Annotated in this window: 24 protein-coding genes; all 24 read right to left on the reverse strand. The window is 47.5% G+C overall.

Translation table 11 applies throughout. The annotated features are described in order from the left end of the window. Window positions 1-157: 157 nt before the first annotated feature. On the reverse strand, window positions 158-868 hold the full coding sequence (locus ABDK11_RS16395; RefSeq protein ID WP_346837594.1) for a sigma-70 family RNA polymerase sigma factor: 711 nt from the start codon (window positions 866-868) through the stop codon (window positions 158-160). Window positions 869-879: 11 nt separating this feature from the next. Continuing rightward, complete coding sequence (gene fliP, locus ABDK11_RS16400) at window positions 880-1611, reverse strand: flagellar type III secretion system pore protein FliP (RefSeq protein ID WP_346837595.1); 732 nt, start codon at window positions 1609-1611, stop codon at window positions 880-882. Continuing rightward, a complete protein-coding gene (locus ABDK11_RS16405) occupies window positions 1608-1970 on the reverse strand; it encodes a hypothetical protein (RefSeq protein ID WP_346837596.1) in 363 nt (120 codons plus the stop codon). The genes fliP and ABDK11_RS16405 overlap by 4 nt, the downstream gene beginning before the upstream one ends. 18 nt (window positions 1971-1988) lie before the next feature. After that, window positions 1989-2300: a FliM/FliN family flagellar motor C-terminal domain-containing protein gene (locus tag ABDK11_RS16410; protein WP_346837597.1), complete on the reverse strand. Its 312-nt coding sequence runs from the start codon at window positions 2298-2300 to the stop codon at window positions 1989-1991. 7 nt (window positions 2301-2307) lie between these two features. After that, window positions 2308-3078 carry a hypothetical protein gene (locus tag ABDK11_RS16415; protein ID WP_346837598.1) on the reverse strand — a complete coding sequence of 257 codons (771 nt, stop codon included), beginning with the start codon at window positions 3076-3078 and terminating at the stop codon, window positions 2308-2310. Next, window positions 3075-4283: a flagellar basal-body rod protein FlgF gene (flgF, locus tag ABDK11_RS16420; RefSeq protein WP_346837599.1), complete on the reverse strand. Its 1209-nt coding sequence runs from the start codon at window positions 4281-4283 to the stop codon at window positions 3075-3077. The genes ABDK11_RS16415 and flgF overlap by 4 nt, the downstream gene beginning before the upstream one ends. 2 nt (window positions 4284-4285) lie before the next feature. Further along, window positions 4286-4699: a flagellar hook capping FlgD N-terminal domain-containing protein gene (locus ABDK11_RS16425; RefSeq protein ID WP_346837600.1), complete on the reverse strand. Its 414-nt coding sequence runs from the start codon at window positions 4697-4699 to the stop codon at window positions 4286-4288. Window positions 4700-4717: 18 nt separating this feature from the next. Continuing rightward, on the reverse strand, window positions 4718-5314 hold the full coding sequence (locus tag ABDK11_RS16430; protein WP_346837601.1) for a hypothetical protein: 597 nt from the start codon (window positions 5312-5314) through the stop codon (window positions 4718-4720). Further along, the gene (locus tag ABDK11_RS16435; RefSeq protein ID WP_346837602.1) at window positions 5301-5756 is read right to left on the reverse strand and encodes a hypothetical protein; all 456 of its coding nucleotides are present in this window, start codon (window positions 5754-5756) and stop codon (window positions 5301-5303) included. Before ABDK11_RS16435 ends, ABDK11_RS16430 begins: the two co-directional genes overlap by 14 nt. After that, window positions 5753-7060 (reverse strand): FliI/YscN family ATPase, encoded by a 1308-nt coding sequence (locus ABDK11_RS16440; RefSeq protein ID WP_346837603.1) that lies wholly within the window; start codon window positions 7058-7060, stop codon window positions 5753-5755. Before ABDK11_RS16440 ends, ABDK11_RS16435 begins: the two co-directional genes overlap by 4 nt. Before the next feature lie 4 nt (window positions 7061-7064). Next, the gene (locus ABDK11_RS16445) at window positions 7065-7787 is read right to left on the reverse strand and encodes a hypothetical protein (RefSeq protein WP_346837604.1); all 723 of its coding nucleotides are present in this window, start codon (window positions 7785-7787) and stop codon (window positions 7065-7067) included. Continuing rightward, complete coding sequence (locus ABDK11_RS16450; RefSeq protein ID WP_346837605.1) at window positions 7780-8115, reverse strand: hypothetical protein; 336 nt, start codon at window positions 8113-8115, stop codon at window positions 7780-7782. The genes ABDK11_RS16445 and ABDK11_RS16450 overlap by 8 nt, the downstream gene beginning before the upstream one ends. Further along, window positions 8105-9430, reverse strand: a complete 1326-nt coding sequence (fliF, locus tag ABDK11_RS16455; protein ID WP_346837606.1) for a flagellar basal-body MS-ring/collar protein FliF — start codon at window positions 9428-9430, stop codon at window positions 8105-8107. The genes ABDK11_RS16450 and fliF overlap by 11 nt, the downstream gene beginning before the upstream one ends. A 27-nt stretch (window positions 9431-9457) precedes the next feature. Beyond that, window positions 9458-9748, reverse strand: coding sequence for a flagellar hook-basal body complex protein FliE (fliE, locus tag ABDK11_RS16460; protein WP_346837607.1), 291 nt, complete (start codon window positions 9746-9748; stop codon window positions 9458-9460). 5 nt (window positions 9749-9753) lie between these two features. After that, a complete protein-coding gene (gene flgC, locus ABDK11_RS16465) occupies window positions 9754-10182 on the reverse strand; it encodes a flagellar basal body rod protein FlgC (protein WP_346837608.1) in 429 nt (142 codons plus the stop codon). Between the two features lies 1 nt (window position 10183). Continuing rightward, window positions 10184-10570 carry a hypothetical protein gene (locus ABDK11_RS16470; RefSeq protein ID WP_346837609.1) on the reverse strand — a complete coding sequence of 129 codons (387 nt, stop codon included), beginning with the start codon at window positions 10568-10570 and terminating at the stop codon, window positions 10184-10186. 10 nt (window positions 10571-10580) lie between these two features. Beyond that, on the reverse strand, window positions 10581-11627 hold the full coding sequence (locus tag ABDK11_RS16475) for a flagellar basal body P-ring protein FlgI (RefSeq protein WP_346837610.1): 1047 nt from the start codon (window positions 11625-11627) through the stop codon (window positions 10581-10583). A gap of 90 nt (window positions 11628-11717) precedes the next feature. Continuing rightward, entirely contained in the window at window positions 11718-12353 is a 636-nt protein-coding gene (locus tag ABDK11_RS16480; protein ID WP_346837611.1) for a flagellar basal body L-ring protein FlgH, read from the reverse strand. Then, window positions 12343-13236, reverse strand: a complete 894-nt coding sequence (flgA, locus tag ABDK11_RS16485; RefSeq protein ID WP_346837612.1) for a flagellar basal body P-ring formation chaperone FlgA — start codon at window positions 13234-13236, stop codon at window positions 12343-12345. The genes ABDK11_RS16480 and flgA overlap by 11 nt, the downstream gene beginning before the upstream one ends. Before the next feature lie 50 nt (window positions 13237-13286). Then, window positions 13287-14063: a flagellar basal-body rod protein FlgG gene (gene flgG, locus ABDK11_RS16490; protein WP_346837613.1), complete on the reverse strand. Its 777-nt coding sequence runs from the start codon at window positions 14061-14063 to the stop codon at window positions 13287-13289. Window positions 14064-14072: 9 nt separating this feature from the next. Then, window positions 14073-14771 (reverse strand): flagellar hook basal-body protein, encoded by a 699-nt coding sequence (locus ABDK11_RS16495; protein ID WP_346837614.1) that lies wholly within the window; start codon window positions 14769-14771, stop codon window positions 14073-14075. 17 nt (window positions 14772-14788) lie between these two features. Then, the gene (locus tag ABDK11_RS16500; protein ID WP_346837615.1) at window positions 14789-16813 is read right to left on the reverse strand and encodes a flagellar biosynthesis protein FlhA; all 2025 of its coding nucleotides are present in this window, start codon (window positions 16811-16813) and stop codon (window positions 14789-14791) included. Further along, window positions 16813-17892, reverse strand: a complete 1080-nt coding sequence (locus ABDK11_RS16505; protein ID WP_346837616.1) for an EscU/YscU/HrcU family type III secretion system export apparatus switch protein — start codon at window positions 17890-17892, stop codon at window positions 16813-16815. The genes ABDK11_RS16500 and ABDK11_RS16505 overlap by 1 nt, the downstream gene beginning before the upstream one ends. Continuing rightward, window positions 17892-18653, reverse strand: a complete 762-nt coding sequence (locus ABDK11_RS16510; protein WP_346837617.1) for a flagellar biosynthetic protein FliR — start codon at window positions 18651-18653, stop codon at window positions 17892-17894. The genes ABDK11_RS16505 and ABDK11_RS16510 overlap by 1 nt, the downstream gene beginning before the upstream one ends. Between the last annotated feature and the right edge of the window lie 4 nt (window positions 18654-18657).

Below are 18657 nucleotides of genomic sequence, written 5' to 3' on the forward strand. Positions count from 1 at the left end.
GTTATCCACGGCGGGATCGGAGAGTTTAGGAATACCGGTCATTTTTGTGACAGGCATCACACTCTTGCCGGATTGTGGCTGTTAATTAGGCAAAATCACTCTGACAGGTGATCAAAATGAAGAAAAAACCAGGCGCGATCGATCAAATATCGACCTGTCAGGCCAGGCGAACATGATCGCGATCACGCAACAACTGGCGCAACATTGCTATCGCCTCACGGTGAATCTGTGATATCCGTCCCTTGGAAAGCTCAAGCTCCTCGGCGATATCCACAAACGACTTGAATTGAAAATAGTGTCCGTGCACTACCATATATTGCTTGAGAGGCAACTTTTTGACCAATCCAGACAGGCTACCGAGCAACTGGTCGTAATGCAGGCTGGAGTATGGATCGAGCCCCTCTCGGGGACCTGTTCCTGAAGCAAGTGCATCCAACTGAAAGCCGACAGCGAGGCTGATGATAGCGTCGACGAAATCTTCAAACGCCACTTTACCGTCGCCAATCAGTGAGTCATTGCGCTCTTCAAGCGCTCTCTTGTAGAACTCATATTGGCTGCCATTTTCTGTCATTCGCGGCAGGCCGTTGAGAATAGCACCACGCACTCGATAGCCGGCAAATGTGGAAAACTTTACCCCGGCAGATACATCGAACACTTCCAGAGCCTCAATCAGCCCAAGCAACCCGAACTGTAGATAGTCTTCATATGGCACACTATCTACAGCTCTGCCGGCAAAAAACTTTCCCGCAATACGGGCAGCAAGAGGATGATATAGCAGTATCAACTGCTCTCTTGCAGACTTATCGCCACCTGCGAAGGCAATCCATAAATCGGCCTCCCGCGACGGTGATTCAATGAATCCGCCCATACGCAGGTCATCTACTGAAAGCTGTTCATCAATGACAGAGTGACCAGACTCCAACCATCAATCAACACGAAAATAAGGATTTTTATCGGTAGGGATATCATCATGGGAGGTACCATCATCATCCCCAGCGACATCAACATACTGGCAACCACCAGATCCACCAACAGGAATGGAATAAAAATAATAAATCCTATCTGGAATGCCGTACGAAGTTCACTCAACAGAAATGCTGGAACCAAATCCGACAAGCCGACATCGTCAGCGGACTTCGGCACAGCCTGCTTGTTGATCTCGTAAATCAGCTCCAGATCCTCATCTCTGGTTTGCTTTAGCATGAACTTTCGGAGCGGCTGAATACCGCGCTCCAGAGCCTGTTTAGAACTGATTTCCTTATTTGTATACGGTACATAGGCTTCGGAATTAATTTCCTCTAGAACAGGTTTCATGCTGAATACCGTAAGAATCAAGGCTAGGCTTACCAGCACCATATTTGGAGGCGTCTGCTGCATACCGAGAGCATGGCGCAACATCGCCAGCACCAGGATGATCCTCGTAAATGAGGTCATTACAATCAGGATGCCGGGAGCCAGACTCAGCACGGTAAGTCCGATGAGTATTTTCAGTGCCCGACTCAGGTCACCGGCGCCATCATCGAATTGGATTTGCATTCCGGGAAGGCTTATATCTGCGGCCCCAGCCAGCCCCGGGAGGAGCGCCAGGAGCATGACCAACAAAACTCTCATGCTTGTTCTTCTTTCTCTTTAGGCCGCTGGTCGATCACAGTCACCCCCTGCGCGGCTTCAGCGAGCAAATACTCTTTACCGTGCCAGGACAGGGAGTAAACCGTGAGCTTTTGGCTCACATGTAAACGATCATTAACCTGAATAGAGCGAACCGGACCAACCGCCGATATGTTGCCGCGCCACTTTCCGTAAACCTTTAGGATTACGAAGGCAATACCGAGAAGCAGAGCACCGGCAACAAGGGCCTTGACCAGTGTCAACATCAGCAGGACGGAGTTATCCTCCGCCAACACCAGTGGACTCTGGACCGACAATAGCAATACCGCACATTTTTGCCATACCTTACCGGGCAATGTCATACCACTCACTCTCAGCCCCTACTCACCGGGCTTCGGATTATTGATTTCGGTAACCCTGACTCCCAGCGAGTCACCCTGAGATGCCAATATGCCGCGCGCAACAAGCTCTCCATTCAAAAAAACATCTACCGGCTCGTCTACCCCACGATCCAGCGGCAACAAGTCGCCGGCCTTAAGACTGAACAGCTCATCAACCGATATACTGGCATTTCCCACAGAAACCCGAAGATCCACTTTTACGTGCTTGATCATCTCCAGCGATGGCGGCACCACCGCACTCCCCCCACTACCCTGGGCCAACTCTTGCAATTCTACGTCCAACGTTTCCACAACAAACTCACTCCGATTTTTGAATTTTAACTACACGACCACCGTCGCTTTTCCCCAAAACGCCACTCAGCAACAGCACCTCCTCCCCGCACGAAATGGAAACTCTGCCGGTAAAGTCCTGTCCCAGCGGAATGAACGCACCTTCCTCAAGCCCCATCAGTGTCCCACAGTCAATGCTATTCGACTGAAAATAGGCGTTTAACACTGTCTTAGAGGATCCCAGAGTGGAAAGCGTATCGGGCAGCCCCCTCGATACCGGGGGTTGATGCGGAATTAGCACGCCCTGCCACATGCCGCGACTCAACAGTATTGAGATCGGAATGCCATCCACATCGAATTCAAGTGCAACACAACCGCTAGCGTAACGATTGACGCCATCATCATGTTCGTCCGCGGGTATCTTTTCTGCCTCAAACTCAGGACTGATAAACGTTTGGCAAAACTCAAGACAAAACCGATCGAGGATAAAACTCGAGAAATCCCCACTCTTGATTGACTCGCCATCCAATAGAGTCTGTAACAGCTCGCTCCAGACACTTTCATCGCCAATGAAAATGACCTGCTCATCCCCATGTCGGTAGTTACGAAAAACTCGATATTCCTTGTAAAGGCCGTCCTGCGAGTAGAACTCACTAACATCAACAAGTTTCAAAATATCCGCATCCCGCCACCAGGCTGCAGAAAAACTTGTCATCTTCTCCAGCAGAGCAGTCTTTATCTCCTCCAGTTTTTCCGAGCTTACAAATTGAAAATCCCTAATTTTATCCGCAGCGATCACTTGGACGCCTCCAGTAACTGCTGCATCATTTCATTAACTGCCGTCAGCATCTGCGAAGAGGCCTGGTAACCGCGCTGAACGATGACCATTTCCGTGAACTGTTGCGACAGCTCTACATTCGAGGACTCAAGTTTATTTCCCTGAATCCGCCCATATACATCCTGATTTGGCCGCCCGATATCGATTGATTGAGAAGGGTTGGCGCGGAACACTCCCTGGCCCAACTGCGTGAGAGACTGTTTGTCATGGATATGTGCCAGTGCAATCTGCATTCCCTTCTGGGTTTGCTCATTACTGTAATTCGCCTCCAGCACACCATCCTCATCAAAAGAAAGGCTGAGTAATGCACCCTGCTGGTAACCATCATTGTCATCCAGCGCAAGATCTGACGTTGAAGCTCCAGAGAACGAAGTTGCCTGGGAAAATGAACCTACATCACCAAACGAGAGATTGATATTCTGCTTCGCCCGATCAGTCGGCTGAAAGTCAAAAGAAACACTATTGTATCCCTTTGCTGGAGAACCATTATCTTGGAAACGGATTTCCAAATCTGAGGCGATCAGATTGTTATCCTCATCTCTAATATCAACGAACCAGCTACGTGGAGTATTGGAATTATTATTTCTAAAGGTAAGATTTAGCTTCTGAATTGATCCGAGAGAATCAACAACCTCAACATCCGAAATCACATGCTGCGAGGAACCCAGGGACAGATTGCCGAGAAACGAAAGATTCTCGGTCGGCTGAGCAGGCATGGTCTTAAGGCCTTCGAGGCTAAGCGGAACTAGGTTGCCGGACTCATCGAATGCCATGACCTGGGCCTCTGAAGCTGCCGATACCAGAATGTCATCATTGTTAAATGAGAACTGTCCAACCCTGGAATAGAGCCGCTCTCCATCTTTTTCCACAATAAAGAAACCTTCACCATCTATAGCGAGGTCGGTTTCATTTCCGGTTTCACGCAGATCTCCCTGAGAGAAATTAATCGTGGTGCGCAACATCTCCGAGCCACTACCGGAAACTCCACTCTTTAGATACGGACGCTCTCCGTCTTCATACTGGTAGCCATAGTAGACATCAGAAAAAATTGCCTGGTTACCCTTATATCCAGGGGTATTTACGTTCGCCACATTTCCACTGATAACATCCAGACCTTTGCTGAAGGTCTGTAGACCAGCCATGCTGCTGTAAACTGTACTCAACATCACTAATCACCTACTGTCTGCACTTGGGAAATCGGTATATCCGTGAGGTATCGTCCGTCACTGGTCTGCACGGTAATCACGGGAGATCCTGAGTCAAAATTAACCGAGACAACACTTCCCAATTCCCGGGATGTTTCGGTAGTGACCTCCACCGTGCGACTGATGATTCCTATTGCCTGATTCGCCGCGTCAATCTTCATCAGTGACTGAATGTTTTCATTGGTCTGACGCGCCTGCTCCAAGCTGGTAAATTGTGCCAACTGGGAAATAAACTCTGCATTGTCAATGGGCTTCAACGGATCCTGATAATTAAGCTGGGTCAGGAGAATTCTGAATAGGTCCTCCTGATTTACCGTCGCATTCTGCTGTGTTTGGGTACTGGTGGAGTCAACTCCCCCCAAGGCTCCAATTGCCATCTTCCACTCCTATAGAATTTATAATTGCTCTTCGATTCCATTAATCGTCAGCTTTTCCAGAGTCAAGCCGCTGCGTAATAGCATCGTTTTTATGCTACCGACAATTCCAGACTTGTCCGAATCAGACATTACTCTCCCGACCCAAACCGAGACAAAACCGTCTTCTTCGACAACTAGATGTCCTTTGAACTTTCCTAGCTGCGCCTCTAAATCCGGCTTCGTCACCGGACGCTTGATAGAGGTGCGAAAAGTCTCATTGATCTGTCTACCCATTTTTTCCGCAACTGGAACTTGACCAGTTAAGCGGTTGTAACCCGCCATGAACTTTCGCTCAGACACCATTCCTTCAGCGGCATGCGGATCCGGCCCTGAAAGCCTGCTTTCGTTGCTAGGGGCTGCTCGCGACGATGCATAATTTTCAGTAATCCCCTGCCAAGGTCTCTTTTCCGCAGCAGTATTTCTGTTATCCAAGCCCCCTTCCTGTGGGGCTTCGTTATCCGAATAGGATCGTCTTTGCTGCGAAAGAAACTCCTGTTCCCAACTCTGAATGCGCTTGTTGCTTGACACCTGCCCACTAACCGCATCAGACAGCCCTGGCAAACTATCGATCTTCATTGCGACACCACCTTACTAAACTCAATTCGTCATACCTTGATTCCAAGCGCCGGGTGGTCCTCTTCCTTACTGCGCGGTTAAGTTCTTCAGCAAGCGCTTCGTAATTTTCGTTAATGGTATAGCAACGATGAATTTCATCGACCAGAAATTCGACCTCTTTTTCGGAAATGAACACCTGACTATCCAGGCCTGCCTTTCTTTTCTCCGCGTATTCGATACTCATCTTTACATCAGAGATTCGATCAAGATTAAAAAGTGTCATTTCCCCATGCAGGAGTTCTCGGTACAGGCCTTCAAAATTATGAATTTCGCGGTCGATGCCCTTCAGTTCCTCGCGAAGATCTGCTAAACGAGCCTTTTCTTTCGCTAAATCTTCGCTGAGACCGATCATTTGGATATCAGCCAACTTTATAAGCTTTTGAACCTGGGTTAGCCGATTCATTTCTTATCCAAAATTCTCGCCATTTCTGCGTAAACATCGTCCCGGGAAATTTCCGCCTTGCCACTTTGCTCAAAGAGATGATAAATCCTGGGAACAAGCACCAGGGATCTATCCAGATTCGGGTTCTTACCCTCATGGTATGCACCCAACGAAACAAGGTCTCTGGCCTCTGCATAGTTTTTTATCAGAGCCCTTAAATTTCTACACAGTGCAATCTGACTATCATCTTGAAGCCTGTTCGCAAGCCGACTTATGCTCCCCAGAAAATCGATGGCTGGATAGCGACCTTCATTGGCAACTTCGCGGCTTAAGATGATATGCCCATCAAGAATGGCCCGAGCAGACTCTGCGATAGGGTCTTCCAACTCTTCATTTTCTACGAGTAATGTGTAGACAGCACTGATACTTCCCGCTCCCTCCTTTGTCCCCGCTCTCTCGATAAGCTCGGGAAGCAGCCCAAACACCGATGGCGTATAGCCCTTCGCCGTGGGTGGCTCACCTACAGACAAACCAACTTCCCGCTGCGCCATAGCGAAGCGAGTTAGAGAATCGACAGCAAGGAATACATCTTTTCCCTGATCACGAAAGTACTCACAAATAGCCATCGCGGTAAAAGCGGCATTAACTCTCAGCAGAGCCGGATCATCGGCAGTAGCCGCGACTACAACCGTCCTTTCCCTCTGCTCATCAGATAGTGCCTCTTCCAGAAAATCTTTGACCTCCCGACCGCGCTCCCCGATTAACGCTATAACAGTAATGTCGGCTTCGACGCCACTTAATAACATACCGAGTAGCGATGACTTCCCTACACCGGCTCCTGCAAAAATTCCCAGACGCTGACCCTTGCCTAAAGTCAGCATACTGTCCAGCGCCTTTACGCCCGTGGGCAGTACAGAGCGAATACGAGATCGTTCCAACGGGGGCACGGATTGGCCTCGTAGCATGCGCCTCTCTTCAGCAAATATTTCAGGGCCCAGGTCAATTGGCCGACCCATTCCATCAACGATTCTGCCAAGCAAGCCCTGTCCGACCTGAACGTCGAGTGTTGTCCGGCTCCGCTTGACAAAGCTCCCCGGCTTTACGCCGGTCAGGTCGCCATACGGCAGCAGTACAACTCTCCCATTTCTGAAGCCCTTTACTTCTGCGTCCAGGCTTTTTCCATCAATACTTGAAATGGTGCAGCGCTCTCCATAGAAAACATCGCGCATTCGCGCTTCTACACTCAAGCCAACAAACTCTTCGACTTTACCGTATAGCTCGAATAAGCAGGCACCTTCCACGATACGACTTAGCTCTGAGAACATTGCGTTACGCCAAAGCCTCCGCGATCAGTGAATGCAAATTTCCGATCTGAGTCGAATAGCCTGCATCCACAACCTGGTCTTCCGCCTCAATTAATAGATCGAATGGACGGATATCGGAATTACAGGTTATGCGAGCCAATTTATTAAGCCGGTCAAATACTGCCTTATTGCTGATCAAGGCTTCATATAAATTTGCACCAATCTGGATATCTACCTTCTTCTCCGGATTCAAAAATTCGATCAACTGCGCAATCTTCTCATAAAGATAATTAGGCGGAATCTTTATATCACCCACGATCTTTGCGACAGAAATTGCGACTACACCAGCGACATTTTCCTGAATAAAGCTTTTCTCTCTGCTTGCGGTTTCATGCAGAAATCGCTCCAGCGAAGCAATACTATTGCTGCATTCAGTCGCCATCCGCTCCATACCAGCAGTATATGATTTCAATCCCTCCTCTCTTCCCCGAGCTACCGCCTCCTGATAATATTTTTTTTCGTTATCTTCTACAAAAGTCGAAAGTCTACTCAACTCAGAAGTCTTCTCGGCCAGATCCCCCCTCAGGCTTTCAATCTCCTGCTTCTGTAGCTCGATTTTTTTCAATATGGCATCTACATCAACAGTTTGAGCCTCCACCTTTTGGGGGCCTTTCGCACTATTGACGGATTGAACGGCAGAGCTGTTATGCTCTGCGCCAAGCAGCTTTTTTCTGGCCATCTCACTCATGGCTTTTACCCGTAGCTATATACTCGCTTAGCGAACGCGCCAATGACGAGGGAAATACAGCTTCTTGCCCCGCCACGACTCTGGCCAAACGGTCGATAAATTCCGCTGAAGCTCCTGGAACCTGCTCTACAAGACGCTCGGTACGCTTGAAATCCGATGCAAATTGCTCTGAGAGAACATCCTCATCTTCGTGTCCATTTAGGTCAAAAAGCTTGAAATACCGATACAGCTTGTCCCGGAATTCCTTCGGGATCGACGAAAGCAATCGCTCCCTCTGTCTTTCAGGGAGCAAATACAACTCAACTGCCAGAGCCTTTTCATTGATCATCGATCTGGACCACATTTGTTGGCATATCAACCCAATGCTGCAACTGTCTGGAGATCCTTCGGTATCTCATATTGCTGCTGATGGCCTTCACTAGAAAAGTTATAACAAAGACTCCCAATAGAGAGAGAACCAACAAGATCAATTTCTGGTTGCTTAAGACGGGAGTATCTGGATTATCATGCACTGGTGCAGGCGCTGGTGCAGCCTCATACTTTTCGAAGGCTTTCTTTAGCGCGATATTGTTCTTAATGATAGTTATCCTATCTCCCCTGTCAGGCCTCATTCCCAGCACGGATTCAATCAGGGACTTCAGCTCCTCGATGTCAACATTATCGAGAGTCTGATCGACAACAACCCCAACGTTGACGCTGGTAATTTCGTACCCTGAGTACTCCACGTTACTTATCTCGCGACCGTATTGATAACTAACCTCTTTCGATTTACTCTTTTTTCCGGCCTTTTCACCAGTACCACTATTCTCCGTCTCGCGGATTTTACTAACACCGCTTCCATCGTCAGGCGCCAAAAGCCGCTCCGTTTGAACGGTTTTTCGATCCGTATCAAGAGTGACATCTACATCGGCTACATATCTTGACGTCCCAAGGCTTCCATCCAATACCGATCTCATCTTATCCATAAGGTAATTTTCGACTCTGATCTTTTCTTGTAGCGGTCTGCCTCCGGCATAGTCATCGGAAGCACTCCCAACCAGGACTTCACCTGATTGATTTACAATAGAAATATTCTCAGCATCGATTTTTGGAACAGAAGACTCAACTATCTTCTTGACTCCATAGACCTGATTCGGACCGAGTTGCTTTCCTGGATCCAAATAAATGGTAATGGATGCTCGAACCTTTTCTTTGTCAGAAGAAAATAATTTCTTTTCAGGCAAAACCAGATGCACCCGGGCATCTCTGATGTCGTCAAGTGAACTTATCGTCCTCGAAAGTTCACCTTCAAGTGCTCGCTGGTAATTAACACGCTGGGCAAAGTCTGTAACCCCGAAATCTGACTCATTGAATAGTTCGAAGCCAACAACCTGCCTGAAGGCGTTACCGCTCTCCATAACGGCCTTTTTTGCCTTGAAAACATCTTTATGAGCTACGCTTATTGTGCCCTTTTCTCGATCTATACTATGTTGTATGTCCAGCACAGTTAACTCAGCAGAGACATTATCAAGCTCTTCCGGAGGCAACTCCCGGAGTAGAACTTCCATGCCGGGAGTCAGCAGCCAATAACTGGCAACACCTATAAAAAGAACAATAACTACAACGCCACTCCAGAGTAGTGGCTTACCCTCTGTAAACTTCATTAAAAACAACCCCTTTCGATGCAGCAATCAGACCTGCATTCGCATTATTTCTTGATAGCCTTCAAGAACTTTATTCCGAACCTGTAAAGCCAACTGGAATTCCGTTTTGGATTTTTCCAGCTCGAGCATAACGTCGTGCAGGTTTTCAGCCTTTCCTAGAGCTAAATCCTGCAATGCTGCCTCAGATTTATTTATTTGCTGGTCCAGATCGCCCATCTGCGCGGCAATCCAGCTCGAAAAGCTGGCTGACGCCTGATGATCAACGTTGCCAGGAATCAGTGAATCTAGTTTTATTGGATTAATAGGCTCAATGCTCACTTCATTTAGCTCCCGATTTTAAGTGCCTGTTGGATCATTGCTTTATACGCATTGACGGCTTTAACGTTCGCCTCGTAGGCTCGTTGGGAACGGAGCATTGTCATCATCTCAGTCAGCAAGTTGACATTGGCGTACTTGACAAACCCTTTTTCATCTGAATTCGGGTTATCTGGCTCATAACTGAGCCGAAAGTCGTCATTACTTTCATAAACTTTCCCGCTGCCAACCCCTCTCAGCTCATCAACTAAATTCATTTGCTCAGCAAAACTCTTTGCGCCCGCCGGATTTGTCATCAGCCTTTTCGCCGCATAGGGTCTCTGATCCGCCGGGCGAGTACTGTTAGCATTGGCCAAATTACTGGCTACCAATTCAAGCCGTGATTTTTCTACCGACAGACCGGAAGCACTAATATCAAATACTGATAAATAATCCATTTTATCTACCTACCTCCCCAGTTATTGCCATTTTCACCAAACTACCATACTTACTTAAGCCCTGGAGAAGAGCCTGATACTGAACTACAACTTCATTAAGACGCACCATCTCCATATCCAACGCTACATTGGAGCCAGTGGCGTGGACGTATGCACCGTCATGAATTTCATTGCGCAGACCTTCAAACCTTCCGGAATTTTGACTCTCATCACCGGACAGCAGATTCTCAGCATCGGCGTATATATCACTGAAATTCAAAGCTAGAGCACGGTAACCGTCACTATTTGCGTTAGCGATATTGTGTGCGGATATTTGCTGCTGCTGTAAATTTGCATCTAGTGCGGTCTTTACAAGATCTGAAGTGAGATCAGTAACATTATTTATCATTTTTCTGCTCCTACTGGATAATCAGCTCGGCGTGTAAAGCACCAGCAGCCTTTAACCCTTGTAAAATAGTAATAATATCCCGACTGCTGGCGTTAACTTTTCGCAAAGCTGTAACCAGCTCAGCGACATTACTGTCTTGAGGCATATTGACCATAACACCGTTATCTTCCTTAACACCTATTTCCGTATCCGGCACAGTCTGTGTTCTCACATTCGGCAGGTTGTTTCTCCCGAAGAAGACATTTGGCTGTGAAACATAGTAATCAGTACTAATTGAGACGATCATATCTCCCTGCGTGATGGTTGTCGGAGAAATAGTCACATCACCTCCCGCCACAACAGTTCCAGTTCTCTCATTGAGTACAACACGAGCCCGGCTATCTGGCTCAACCTTGATTGATTCAATACTGGCCATAAATTGATAAAGCGCGTTACTGTCCTCCCGGGGAGGAAACACATCAAAAGTGCCAGGCCCGACCACATGCGCCAGATTCGAACCGAACTTCTGATTGATGCTTTGCACCACTCGGCTAATCGTGGTGATATCCGGACTGTTTAAGACATACGTTAGCTTCTTATCGAATCCACTTGGGCCGTTGGCAACAGCCTTTTCGACAATCGCACCGTTCGCAATCGTGCCCGTTGTCGGGTGATTTTTTTGCACCAGGTTGCCATTAAGGTCATAGCGGTAGCCGCCGATGGAAAGAGATCCTTGCGCCAGCGCATAGATCCTCTGGTCTGGCCCCCGTAATGGCGTAACCACCAATGCTCCTCCTAATAGCGAGCGCGCGTCTCCCATTGAACTGACCGTTACATCAATGTTGGAGCCCGGCTGAGCAAATGGTGGAAGCGAGGCAGCAATCATCACAGCGGCCACGTTTCTCGCGCGGAGATCTTTTGGATCAATGTTGATACCCAGGTTTTCAATCAGGTTACTCATCGATTGCTTCGTCAGCTTACTGTTGTAGCTATCGCCGGTACCCGCAAGTCCGGTAACGACGCCATAACCGACCAGCATATTGGACCTGTCAGATTTCAACCTGGCCAACTCTTTCAACCTGACGCTTTCGGCACTTGTGTTAGCCGCTGCAGACAGAACTGTTAATCCCAGGACAAATATCCGAAGCGCAGAATATATCTTCATAATTTAAAACAACCACTCCAGTGCCCTGGAAATGAGCCCCGGGCTCTCCTTTTTCGATAACAAACCTTCCCCCTGGAAACGGATGGTGGAATCAGCCAGTCGGGTGGAAAGGACGATATTATCGGTACTTATATCTTCCTTCCTGACTCGGCCCTCGACGTAGATCACCTGGCTCTCATTGTTTAAAGCTATAACCTGATCCCCACGGAGAAATAGTTCACCATTCGGAAGGATTGCTTCTACCGTGGCGCTTATTCTAGCCAAGACTTCCCCTGACCGTCGTTCCACACCGCCCCCGTTAAATTCCGAGGACCCGCTGAATTTCGCCCCAACCCGATTATGGGAATCGGTTGCGCTGAGGGAAATATCCGAGTTCTTATTCGCATCGGTATCAGCCTTACTCGTAGCACTGGCCGCCTCATAGATCATTACTGTAATAGTGTCACCGACTGAGTAAGCCCTATTATCTTCCACGAGAGCGCGATAACTTTCCTCATGATAAAGCGAGCCAGTAGATGGCTCCTCTTGCTGCTCGGGTTCTCCACGTTCATATCCTTCGGCTCCGTTGGCCAGAGACTGACCTGCAGCGGATATCAATACGAGGCTAAACATGCCTCTCAAAAACTTTTTAAGCACCATTCTGAATTTGCCCCCTTTCTTTTCCGACGACAATGACCGGCATAGGAGTATCTGAGGTAGGCAGTGTTACCATTATTGTTTCTCCAACTCTGCCATCCTCAAGCGCAACGCCCCTCATCTTTATCGACACGCCGTTACCAATGAAAACGACACTGAGTGTCTCACTTTTAATTACCTCAGGAACAGATTCCACATCACTCTTTACAATCACCTGCCCTTTCGTAACAGGCCTGATCAAACGTTTTCCCAGCAACTCGCCCTGAGACACAGCCACTTTGCCACGCCCTGAAAGCGTATTGACTTTTTCCGTAGATAACACATTTGGGGTAAGTAATGTGTGGCTGGGCAAGTCATCTGTCGCAACAACTGCCATCCCCTCCAATTTCAATCTGAAATTAACTCGTATCTTTTTTACTAAACGCCCATTGGAAACAATAGAAACCAGAGCAGACATCGATTTTTCTAACTGTCGCTGCTCAAGTTTTACCAATAGTGAATAGGGTCCTCTGGGAACCTGAACCAGTCCTACACTATCAGTGACCAGAGACAGCCCTACGGACTTGCCCTTGAAGCTCTGCGCCAGCTTCTGTTCTAGTGCCTGCTCTATATCGCGTTTACTTAAGACGTTACTGCGCCGGGACACCGATATTCGGCGGGCTCCATGCCACTGTAAGGAACCTACATTGAGCCCAGCTTCTAAAACCCACTTTTCAACATCCTCCCTGAAATATTTCACCGTGTGACCGATCAGAACAGGGCGGTTGGAAACGACCCGCGAGAGGTTCCGGACATCTTTATCAGGCCCAGTCAAAACCGCAAGATCATCCAGGTGGGGATAAGCCGCGTCAATATTTACTGACGGTCTCAACTCAATCGCCACCATGGCCGTAACCTTCGATGTAAACAGGACTAGTAGAGCCAACAGACGAAACATCAGCTACCCAGATTATTTATCATTTCGAGTATCTGATCGGATATCTGGAGTACTCTGGAGTTAGCTTGATAAGCTCGTTGCGCAACCATTAGATTGGCAACTTCATCCACCATTTCGACATTTGAGCTTTCAAGATACCCCTGCTTTATCGTGCCATTTCCCAACTCAGAAGGACTTGAGAATACGGGATCACCTGAACCCTCAGACTTGATGTACATGCTGCCACCAACTGGTACCAGCGAGGACTCATTACCAAAGCGTGCGATCTCCAGTGAGCCTACTTGTACAAAATCTTGCGCATTGGAATATTTGACCTGTACGCTTCCATCTTCGCCTATAACGACATCCGTGGAATCGAAGGGAATTTCAATGCCGGGATTTAGCATGGCGCCGTCCGCAGTCACCAGAATTCCATCCTGGTTTACTTCAAAATGTCCATTTCTTGTGTATGCATAGCTACCATCCGGGAGCTGCACCTCAAAAAAGCCTTGCCCGCTGATCGCCACATCGAGAGGCCTTCCGGTTTGGATCATTTCCCCCGCACTGAAATCTACACTCTGCTTATCTGCTGAGACGCCGACCCCGGAAGATACCTCCTGCGGCTGGAAGTAGCGTGAATGTTTAATTTCCTGATGCCGCGAAACTAGAGACTCAAAGGAAACTTTTGTTTTTTTGTAACTATTTGTATTCAGGTTTGCCAGATTATTTGAAATGGAATCAATCTGCTTCTGCTGAGCATGCATCCCTGTCGCGGAAATAAATAATGAATCTATCACGCCCCCTCCTTAAAATTCACCGAGTGTAGTAATTGCCGTGTCGAGCAAAGAATCGTAGCTGTGCACCAGCTTTTGTGTGGCTTCGACACTCCTAAGCGCCATCATCATCCTTGTAGTTTCGCTCAACAGGTCAACATTAGAACCCTCCAGGTGGGACTGAAGTAATTGCTGCTCGCCCCCCAATGTGACGTTACCTTTCGGCTTGAATACACCTGAATTGAATTCGACAAGAGAGTTCTCGTTCGCATCGGCAAGTTCAATTCTTCCAACTTCTTTTCCTTTGCTATAGATATGCCCATCCTTGGCTATCTGAATATCTCTGGTAAACGGCTCCATCTGTCCATCAACTTTAACCGGCCAACCATTGATACCGACCAATCTGCCATCTTCTGAGATATCAAATTGGCCATTTCTGGTGAGCATGTCACCCATCGGAGATTCCAACTGGAAAAAGCCACTGCCGCTCAGAGCTATATCCAATGAGCGTCCAGTTTCCCGCATGGAACCTACGGACAGGTCTACGTGTGTTTCAGTAGATGGAACAGAACCCCCGCCAACCGCCGCCACTGCAGATTCAAACGGGGCTTCCACAACTAATTTACTTCTATAACCTGTGGTATTGACATTGGCGATATTGTTGCTAATTGCCGAAAGCTGTTCCAGCTTTCCGGATATATTCGCTTCTGCGATCGCAAGTACACTATCCATTTCCGACCTCACATTTTCTAAACACTTACAACACCAAATGATTTCAATTTGACGTTGTTGTTTACTTCACTCATGGACAATACAGACAGCTGAGGTATTGCTTTTTCAGAGAAATCACGCATGTAGGATCGAAGTGCCTGGTTACACAACAATACCGGGTTTATGTTCGCCGACATCATTTTTTCTACATTTGTGGCAATTCGCTTCAACAGCTGCTCGGAAAATTTTGCATCCAGGATTGGGCGCCCTTCCTGGACTCTACTGAGAGACTCACCGACGGTGCGCTCAACTGCCGGATCCAGCACCATAACGAATAACTCACCATTCTCATTGGCCAAGCCTCTACAAATTTGCGCGGACAATTGCTCTCTTACCCGTGAAGCAAGAAAGCCCGGCTCTTTGTTAAAACGCGCTTGATCCACTAAAACTTCAAGGATCATTGGCATGTTACGTATTGATACCTGCTCAGATAGCAGCTTCTGAAGCACTTTCTGTACATCACTGAGAGTCATCAAAGATGGGATCAACTCGTCTATCAGAGTTGTATATTCAGGCCGTAATTGATTTATCATCAGTTCGACCTCTTTCCGGCTCATAAGATCAGAAGATGCCCCCTTAATAACTTCGCCAAGGTGTGTAATAAGAACGCTCGTGGGATCAACGATGGTGTAACCCATCGATTCGGCAACATCTACACTTTCATCCTCAATCCATTTTGCCGGCAAACCATAGGTCGGCTCTTTAGTATCAATACCATCCAAAGTCTGCGGAATATTACCGGGGTTTATCGCCAGCCACTTCTCCATATACAGCTGGCCAGAGCCGATGGGGACATCATTGATGCTGATTCTATATTCTGCATCATTTAGCCCTTCGCCATCTCGGACTTTGACGGACGGAACTACAAAGCCGGTTTCCCGCGCAATTTTTTTCCTGAACGTAGCTATTCTTTCGTTAAAAGAGCTATCCGTTGAAAACCCGTCTTTTAAGGCAGCCCCTATCTCTATGACGAGTGGATCAACAGTCAAAGTATCGTATACGTTGTTTTCCAGCTGCTTTGGCTGATCTTCTTCAAGATCCGTTTTATTGCCTTGAAACACAGCAAAATAGCCAAGTATGCTCACTAACAAGAGCACCATCAGGACCGGGAGAATTGGTAGTCCCGGGAGAAACAAAATAAGAATCAATGCCAACGCAATCAGCAGCAATATCTTTGGAAATGAGGTTATTTGCTTGCCAATTTCCTGTGACAGAAAGGCATCCGATGTTGCCCTTGTGACAATAATGCCCGTTCCGGTTGAGATAATTAGTGCGGGAATTTGCGTTACAATGCCATCACCCACCGTTAGCAGGGTGAACGTATGCAGAGCTTCAGACCAGGACATTCCCTTTTGGGCCACCCCTATGGTTAGCCCACCAACAATATCGATCAGAATAATGATAATTCCGGCAATGGCATCGCCTTTTACGAATTTACTGGCACCATCCATCGATCCATAGAAATTACTTTCTTTCTCAATACCTTCTCGTCTTTTCTTGGCTTCTTCTTCATTAATAAGACCTATATTAAGGTCCGCGTCGATGCTCATTTGCTTCCCCGGCATACTATCCAGGGTAAAGCGTGCAGAGACTTCTGCGACCCTCTGTGCACCGTTGGTTACAACGACATACTGAACAACAATAAGTACCAGAAACACAATCAAACCAATCACGTAGTTTCCGGATACCACGTGATCACCAATAGCGCCAATCACCCGACCAGCATCGGTATCATTGAGGATGAGGCGTGTTGCCGCAATATTCAGTGACAACCTGAATAGAGTTGCCATGAGTAGCAAAGATGGAAATGTTGAAAAATTAGTAGGTTTTTCAACATAAAATGTAAGCAGCAATATTAATAGGGCAAATGAAACATTCAGTACAAGAAGAAAGTCCAGGAGTACGGACGGTATTGGCGTGAAGAGCACCATTAAGATGCCTACCATTGCCAGTACCAGTAGCAGATCGCTATGTCCAGAAAGGAAGTTCTTATTCCACCACATTAAGATAACTCTCTTTTCTGTTTACTACGCATAACTTCAACCAATATTTTTGCGACAACCGCGAAAGTATCTGGCGGTATCGTGCAATCGAGCTCCGCCTCACGAAACAGCTGCCTTGCCAAGGGTTTGTTTTCTATAATAGGCACGCCGGCTTGGGAGGCTTTGAGACGCATTTTTTGCGCCAGATCACCGGCACCTTTTGCGATTACCTTTGGCGCAGACATTTCTTCGCGGCGGTACTGGATTCCAACACTGATGTGAGTTGGATTTGTGATCAAAATATCCGCATCGGGTATCCGCCCCAGAGACTGTCCTTTCTTAGCGGCTTCTCTCTGCAATTCTTTTATTTTGGCTTTGATTTTCGGATCGCCATCACGACGCTTGACTTCTTCCTTGACTTCTCGACGGCTCATTCTCATGTTGTCTTTGTAGTTCCATCGCGTATAAGCGAAATCAATCGCAGCGATAACCCCCAGCCCAGCGAGAATAATCGCAACCCATATTGCAGCGATTTGAGAAATTGCGTCTACCTGATGGTAGAAAGACATCCCCCGCAACATGAACAGCTTATCCAACGTTCCCACTGCCGCTGCCCATATCAGACCACTTATAACTGCGATTTTTATCGCCGTTTTGATCAACTCATAAATTATCTTCTTATTGAAAATCCGCTTGAAACCATCAGCGGGGTTCAGCTTCTTAAAGTCAGGCTTCATCGGGTGCCAACTGAAAAGCGGCCCTACCTGAACTATTCCTGCTAATAAAGCGGCAAAAACAATGGCAATAATCACCGGGATAAATACGTGAAGCAAACCTTCGTAAATGTGCTTCAACAATAAAACTGCATTACTTTCTGTCAGGTCGATATCACCTGCATTGGCCAGGAAGTATTTATTCAGCGTAAGATATTTCGACAACAGGTCATCAAAGGTTGCAAAGATTACAGCAGCGCAAACGGCCATTATTACCCATGCATTAACTTCGACGCTCTTGGCAACCTGACCTCGCTTTCTGGCTTCCTGCAACTTATAGGGAGTTGCAGCTTCCGACCTGTCTTGTTCTTGCTGATCGGAAGCCATTAGAGTACCGCTCCCCAATAACTGAAAATGGACTGAAACACTTGCTTGAAGATCGACCCAAAGCTTTCAGCCAAAATTGCGACCAAAATCAACCCAACAAAAATCTTGATCGGGATACTCAGCATAAACATGTTTACTTGCGGCATCGTGCGCGCTGCAAGAGCTAAGGCGCCATCCACCAATAGCAACATAACAACTACCGGGATCACCACTACTACACCGAGGCTGAACATAAGCCCAAATTGCGTGACTACCGCATCAAAGTCGATGTCGCCAATCCCACTACCTAAAGGAACTACAGAGAAGCTTTGAATCAGAGCCTTGATAAAGACGTAGTGGAAGTCGGCCAGGAAAAATGTGAGCACTGCTGCCAATGTAATCGCCGTGCCTATTAGTGGAGATTGGGCGCCACTGGCCGGATCTACCGTAGCAGCCACACTGAATCCCATTTGCATATCCAGTATGCGCCCGCCAAAGCTGAAAACGGCAAAGGCAGAAAACACTCCAAAAGCCATTAAAATGCCGACCAAAGCTTCTTGAAGTATCAGAGGCACCAGCTGCGATATAGCCTGTACGCCCGCGGTTCCGCTGGTATCAACAATAGAGGTAATACCGGCGGAAAGAACCAAGATCAATGTAACGGATATTCTCACCGGAATTTTTGATAGGGATAGCAGTGGGCTAAAAAATATTAGAGGTGAGACCCTTGTCGCCACAAGCAATAATGCGACCACCCATCCCTGGGTATACTGCACGACCACGTTG

It is taken from the genome of Microbulbifer sp. SAOS-129_SWC (assembly GCF_039696035.1).
Taxonomy (GTDB): Bacteria; Pseudomonadota; Gammaproteobacteria; order Pseudomonadales; family Cellvibrionaceae; genus Microbulbifer.

Coding starts and splice junctions, on each gene's coding strand:
- flgA (WP_346837612.1), bottom strand. CDS start 13,236: ATGGTGGCGATTGAGTTGAGACCGTCAGTAAATATTGACGCGGCTTAT.
- ABDK11_RS16480 (WP_346837611.1), bottom strand. CDS start 12,353: ATGGTGCTTAAAAAGTTTTTGAGAGGCATGTTTAGCCTCGTATTGATA.
- ABDK11_RS16445 (WP_346837604.1), bottom strand. CDS start 7,787: ATGAGTGAGATGGCCAGAAAAAAGCTGCTTGGCGCAGAGCATAACAGC.
- ABDK11_RS16435 (WP_346837602.1), bottom strand. CDS start 5,756: ATGAATCGGCTAACCCAGGTTCAAAAGCTTATAAAGTTGGCTGATATC.
- ABDK11_RS16430 (WP_346837601.1), bottom strand. CDS start 5,314: ATGAAGATCGATAGTTTGCCAGGGCTGTCTGATGCGGTTAGTGGGCAG.
- ABDK11_RS16425 (WP_346837600.1), bottom strand. CDS start 4,699: ATGGCAATTGGAGCCTTGGGGGGAGTTGACTCCACCAGTACCCAAACA.
- flgF (WP_346837599.1), bottom strand. CDS start 4,283: ATGTTGAGTACAGTTTACAGCAGCATGGCTGGTCTACAGACCTTCAGC.
- ABDK11_RS16405 (WP_346837596.1), bottom strand. CDS start 1,970: ATGACATTGCCCGGTAAGGTATGGCAAAAATGTGCGGTATTGCTATTG.
- fliF (WP_346837606.1), bottom strand. CDS start 9,430: ATGAAGTTTACAGAGGGTAAGCCACTACTCTGGAGTGGCGTTGTAGTT.
- ABDK11_RS16505 (WP_346837616.1), bottom strand. CDS start 17,892: ATGGCTTCCGATCAGCAAGAACAAGACAGGTCGGAAGCTGCAACTCCC.
- ABDK11_RS16440 (WP_346837603.1), bottom strand. CDS start 7,060: ATGTTCTCAGAGCTAAGTCGTATCGTGGAAGGTGCCTGCTTATTCGAG.
- fliP (WP_346837595.1), bottom strand. CDS start 1,611: ATGAGAGTTTTGTTGGTCATGCTCCTGGCGCTCCTCCCGGGGCTGGCT.
- flgC (WP_346837608.1), bottom strand. CDS start 10,182: ATGGATTATTTATCAGTATTTGATATTAGTGCTTCCGGTCTGTCGGTA.
- ABDK11_RS16395 (WP_346837594.1), bottom strand. CDS start 868: ATGGGCGGATTCATTGAATCACCGTCGCGGGAGGCCGATTTATGGATT.
- ABDK11_RS16495 (WP_346837614.1), bottom strand. CDS start 14,771: ATGGATAGTGTACTTGCGATCGCAGAAGCGAATATATCCGGAAAGCTG.
- ABDK11_RS16450 (WP_346837605.1), bottom strand. CDS start 8,115: ATGATCAATGAAAAGGCTCTGGCAGTTGAGTTGTATTTGCTCCCTGAA.
- ABDK11_RS16470 (WP_346837609.1), bottom strand. CDS start 10,570: ATGATAAATAATGTTACTGATCTCACTTCAGATCTTGTAAAGACCGCA.
- ABDK11_RS16500 (WP_346837615.1), bottom strand. CDS start 16,813: ATGTGGTGGAATAAGAACTTCCTTTCTGGACATAGCGATCTGCTACTG.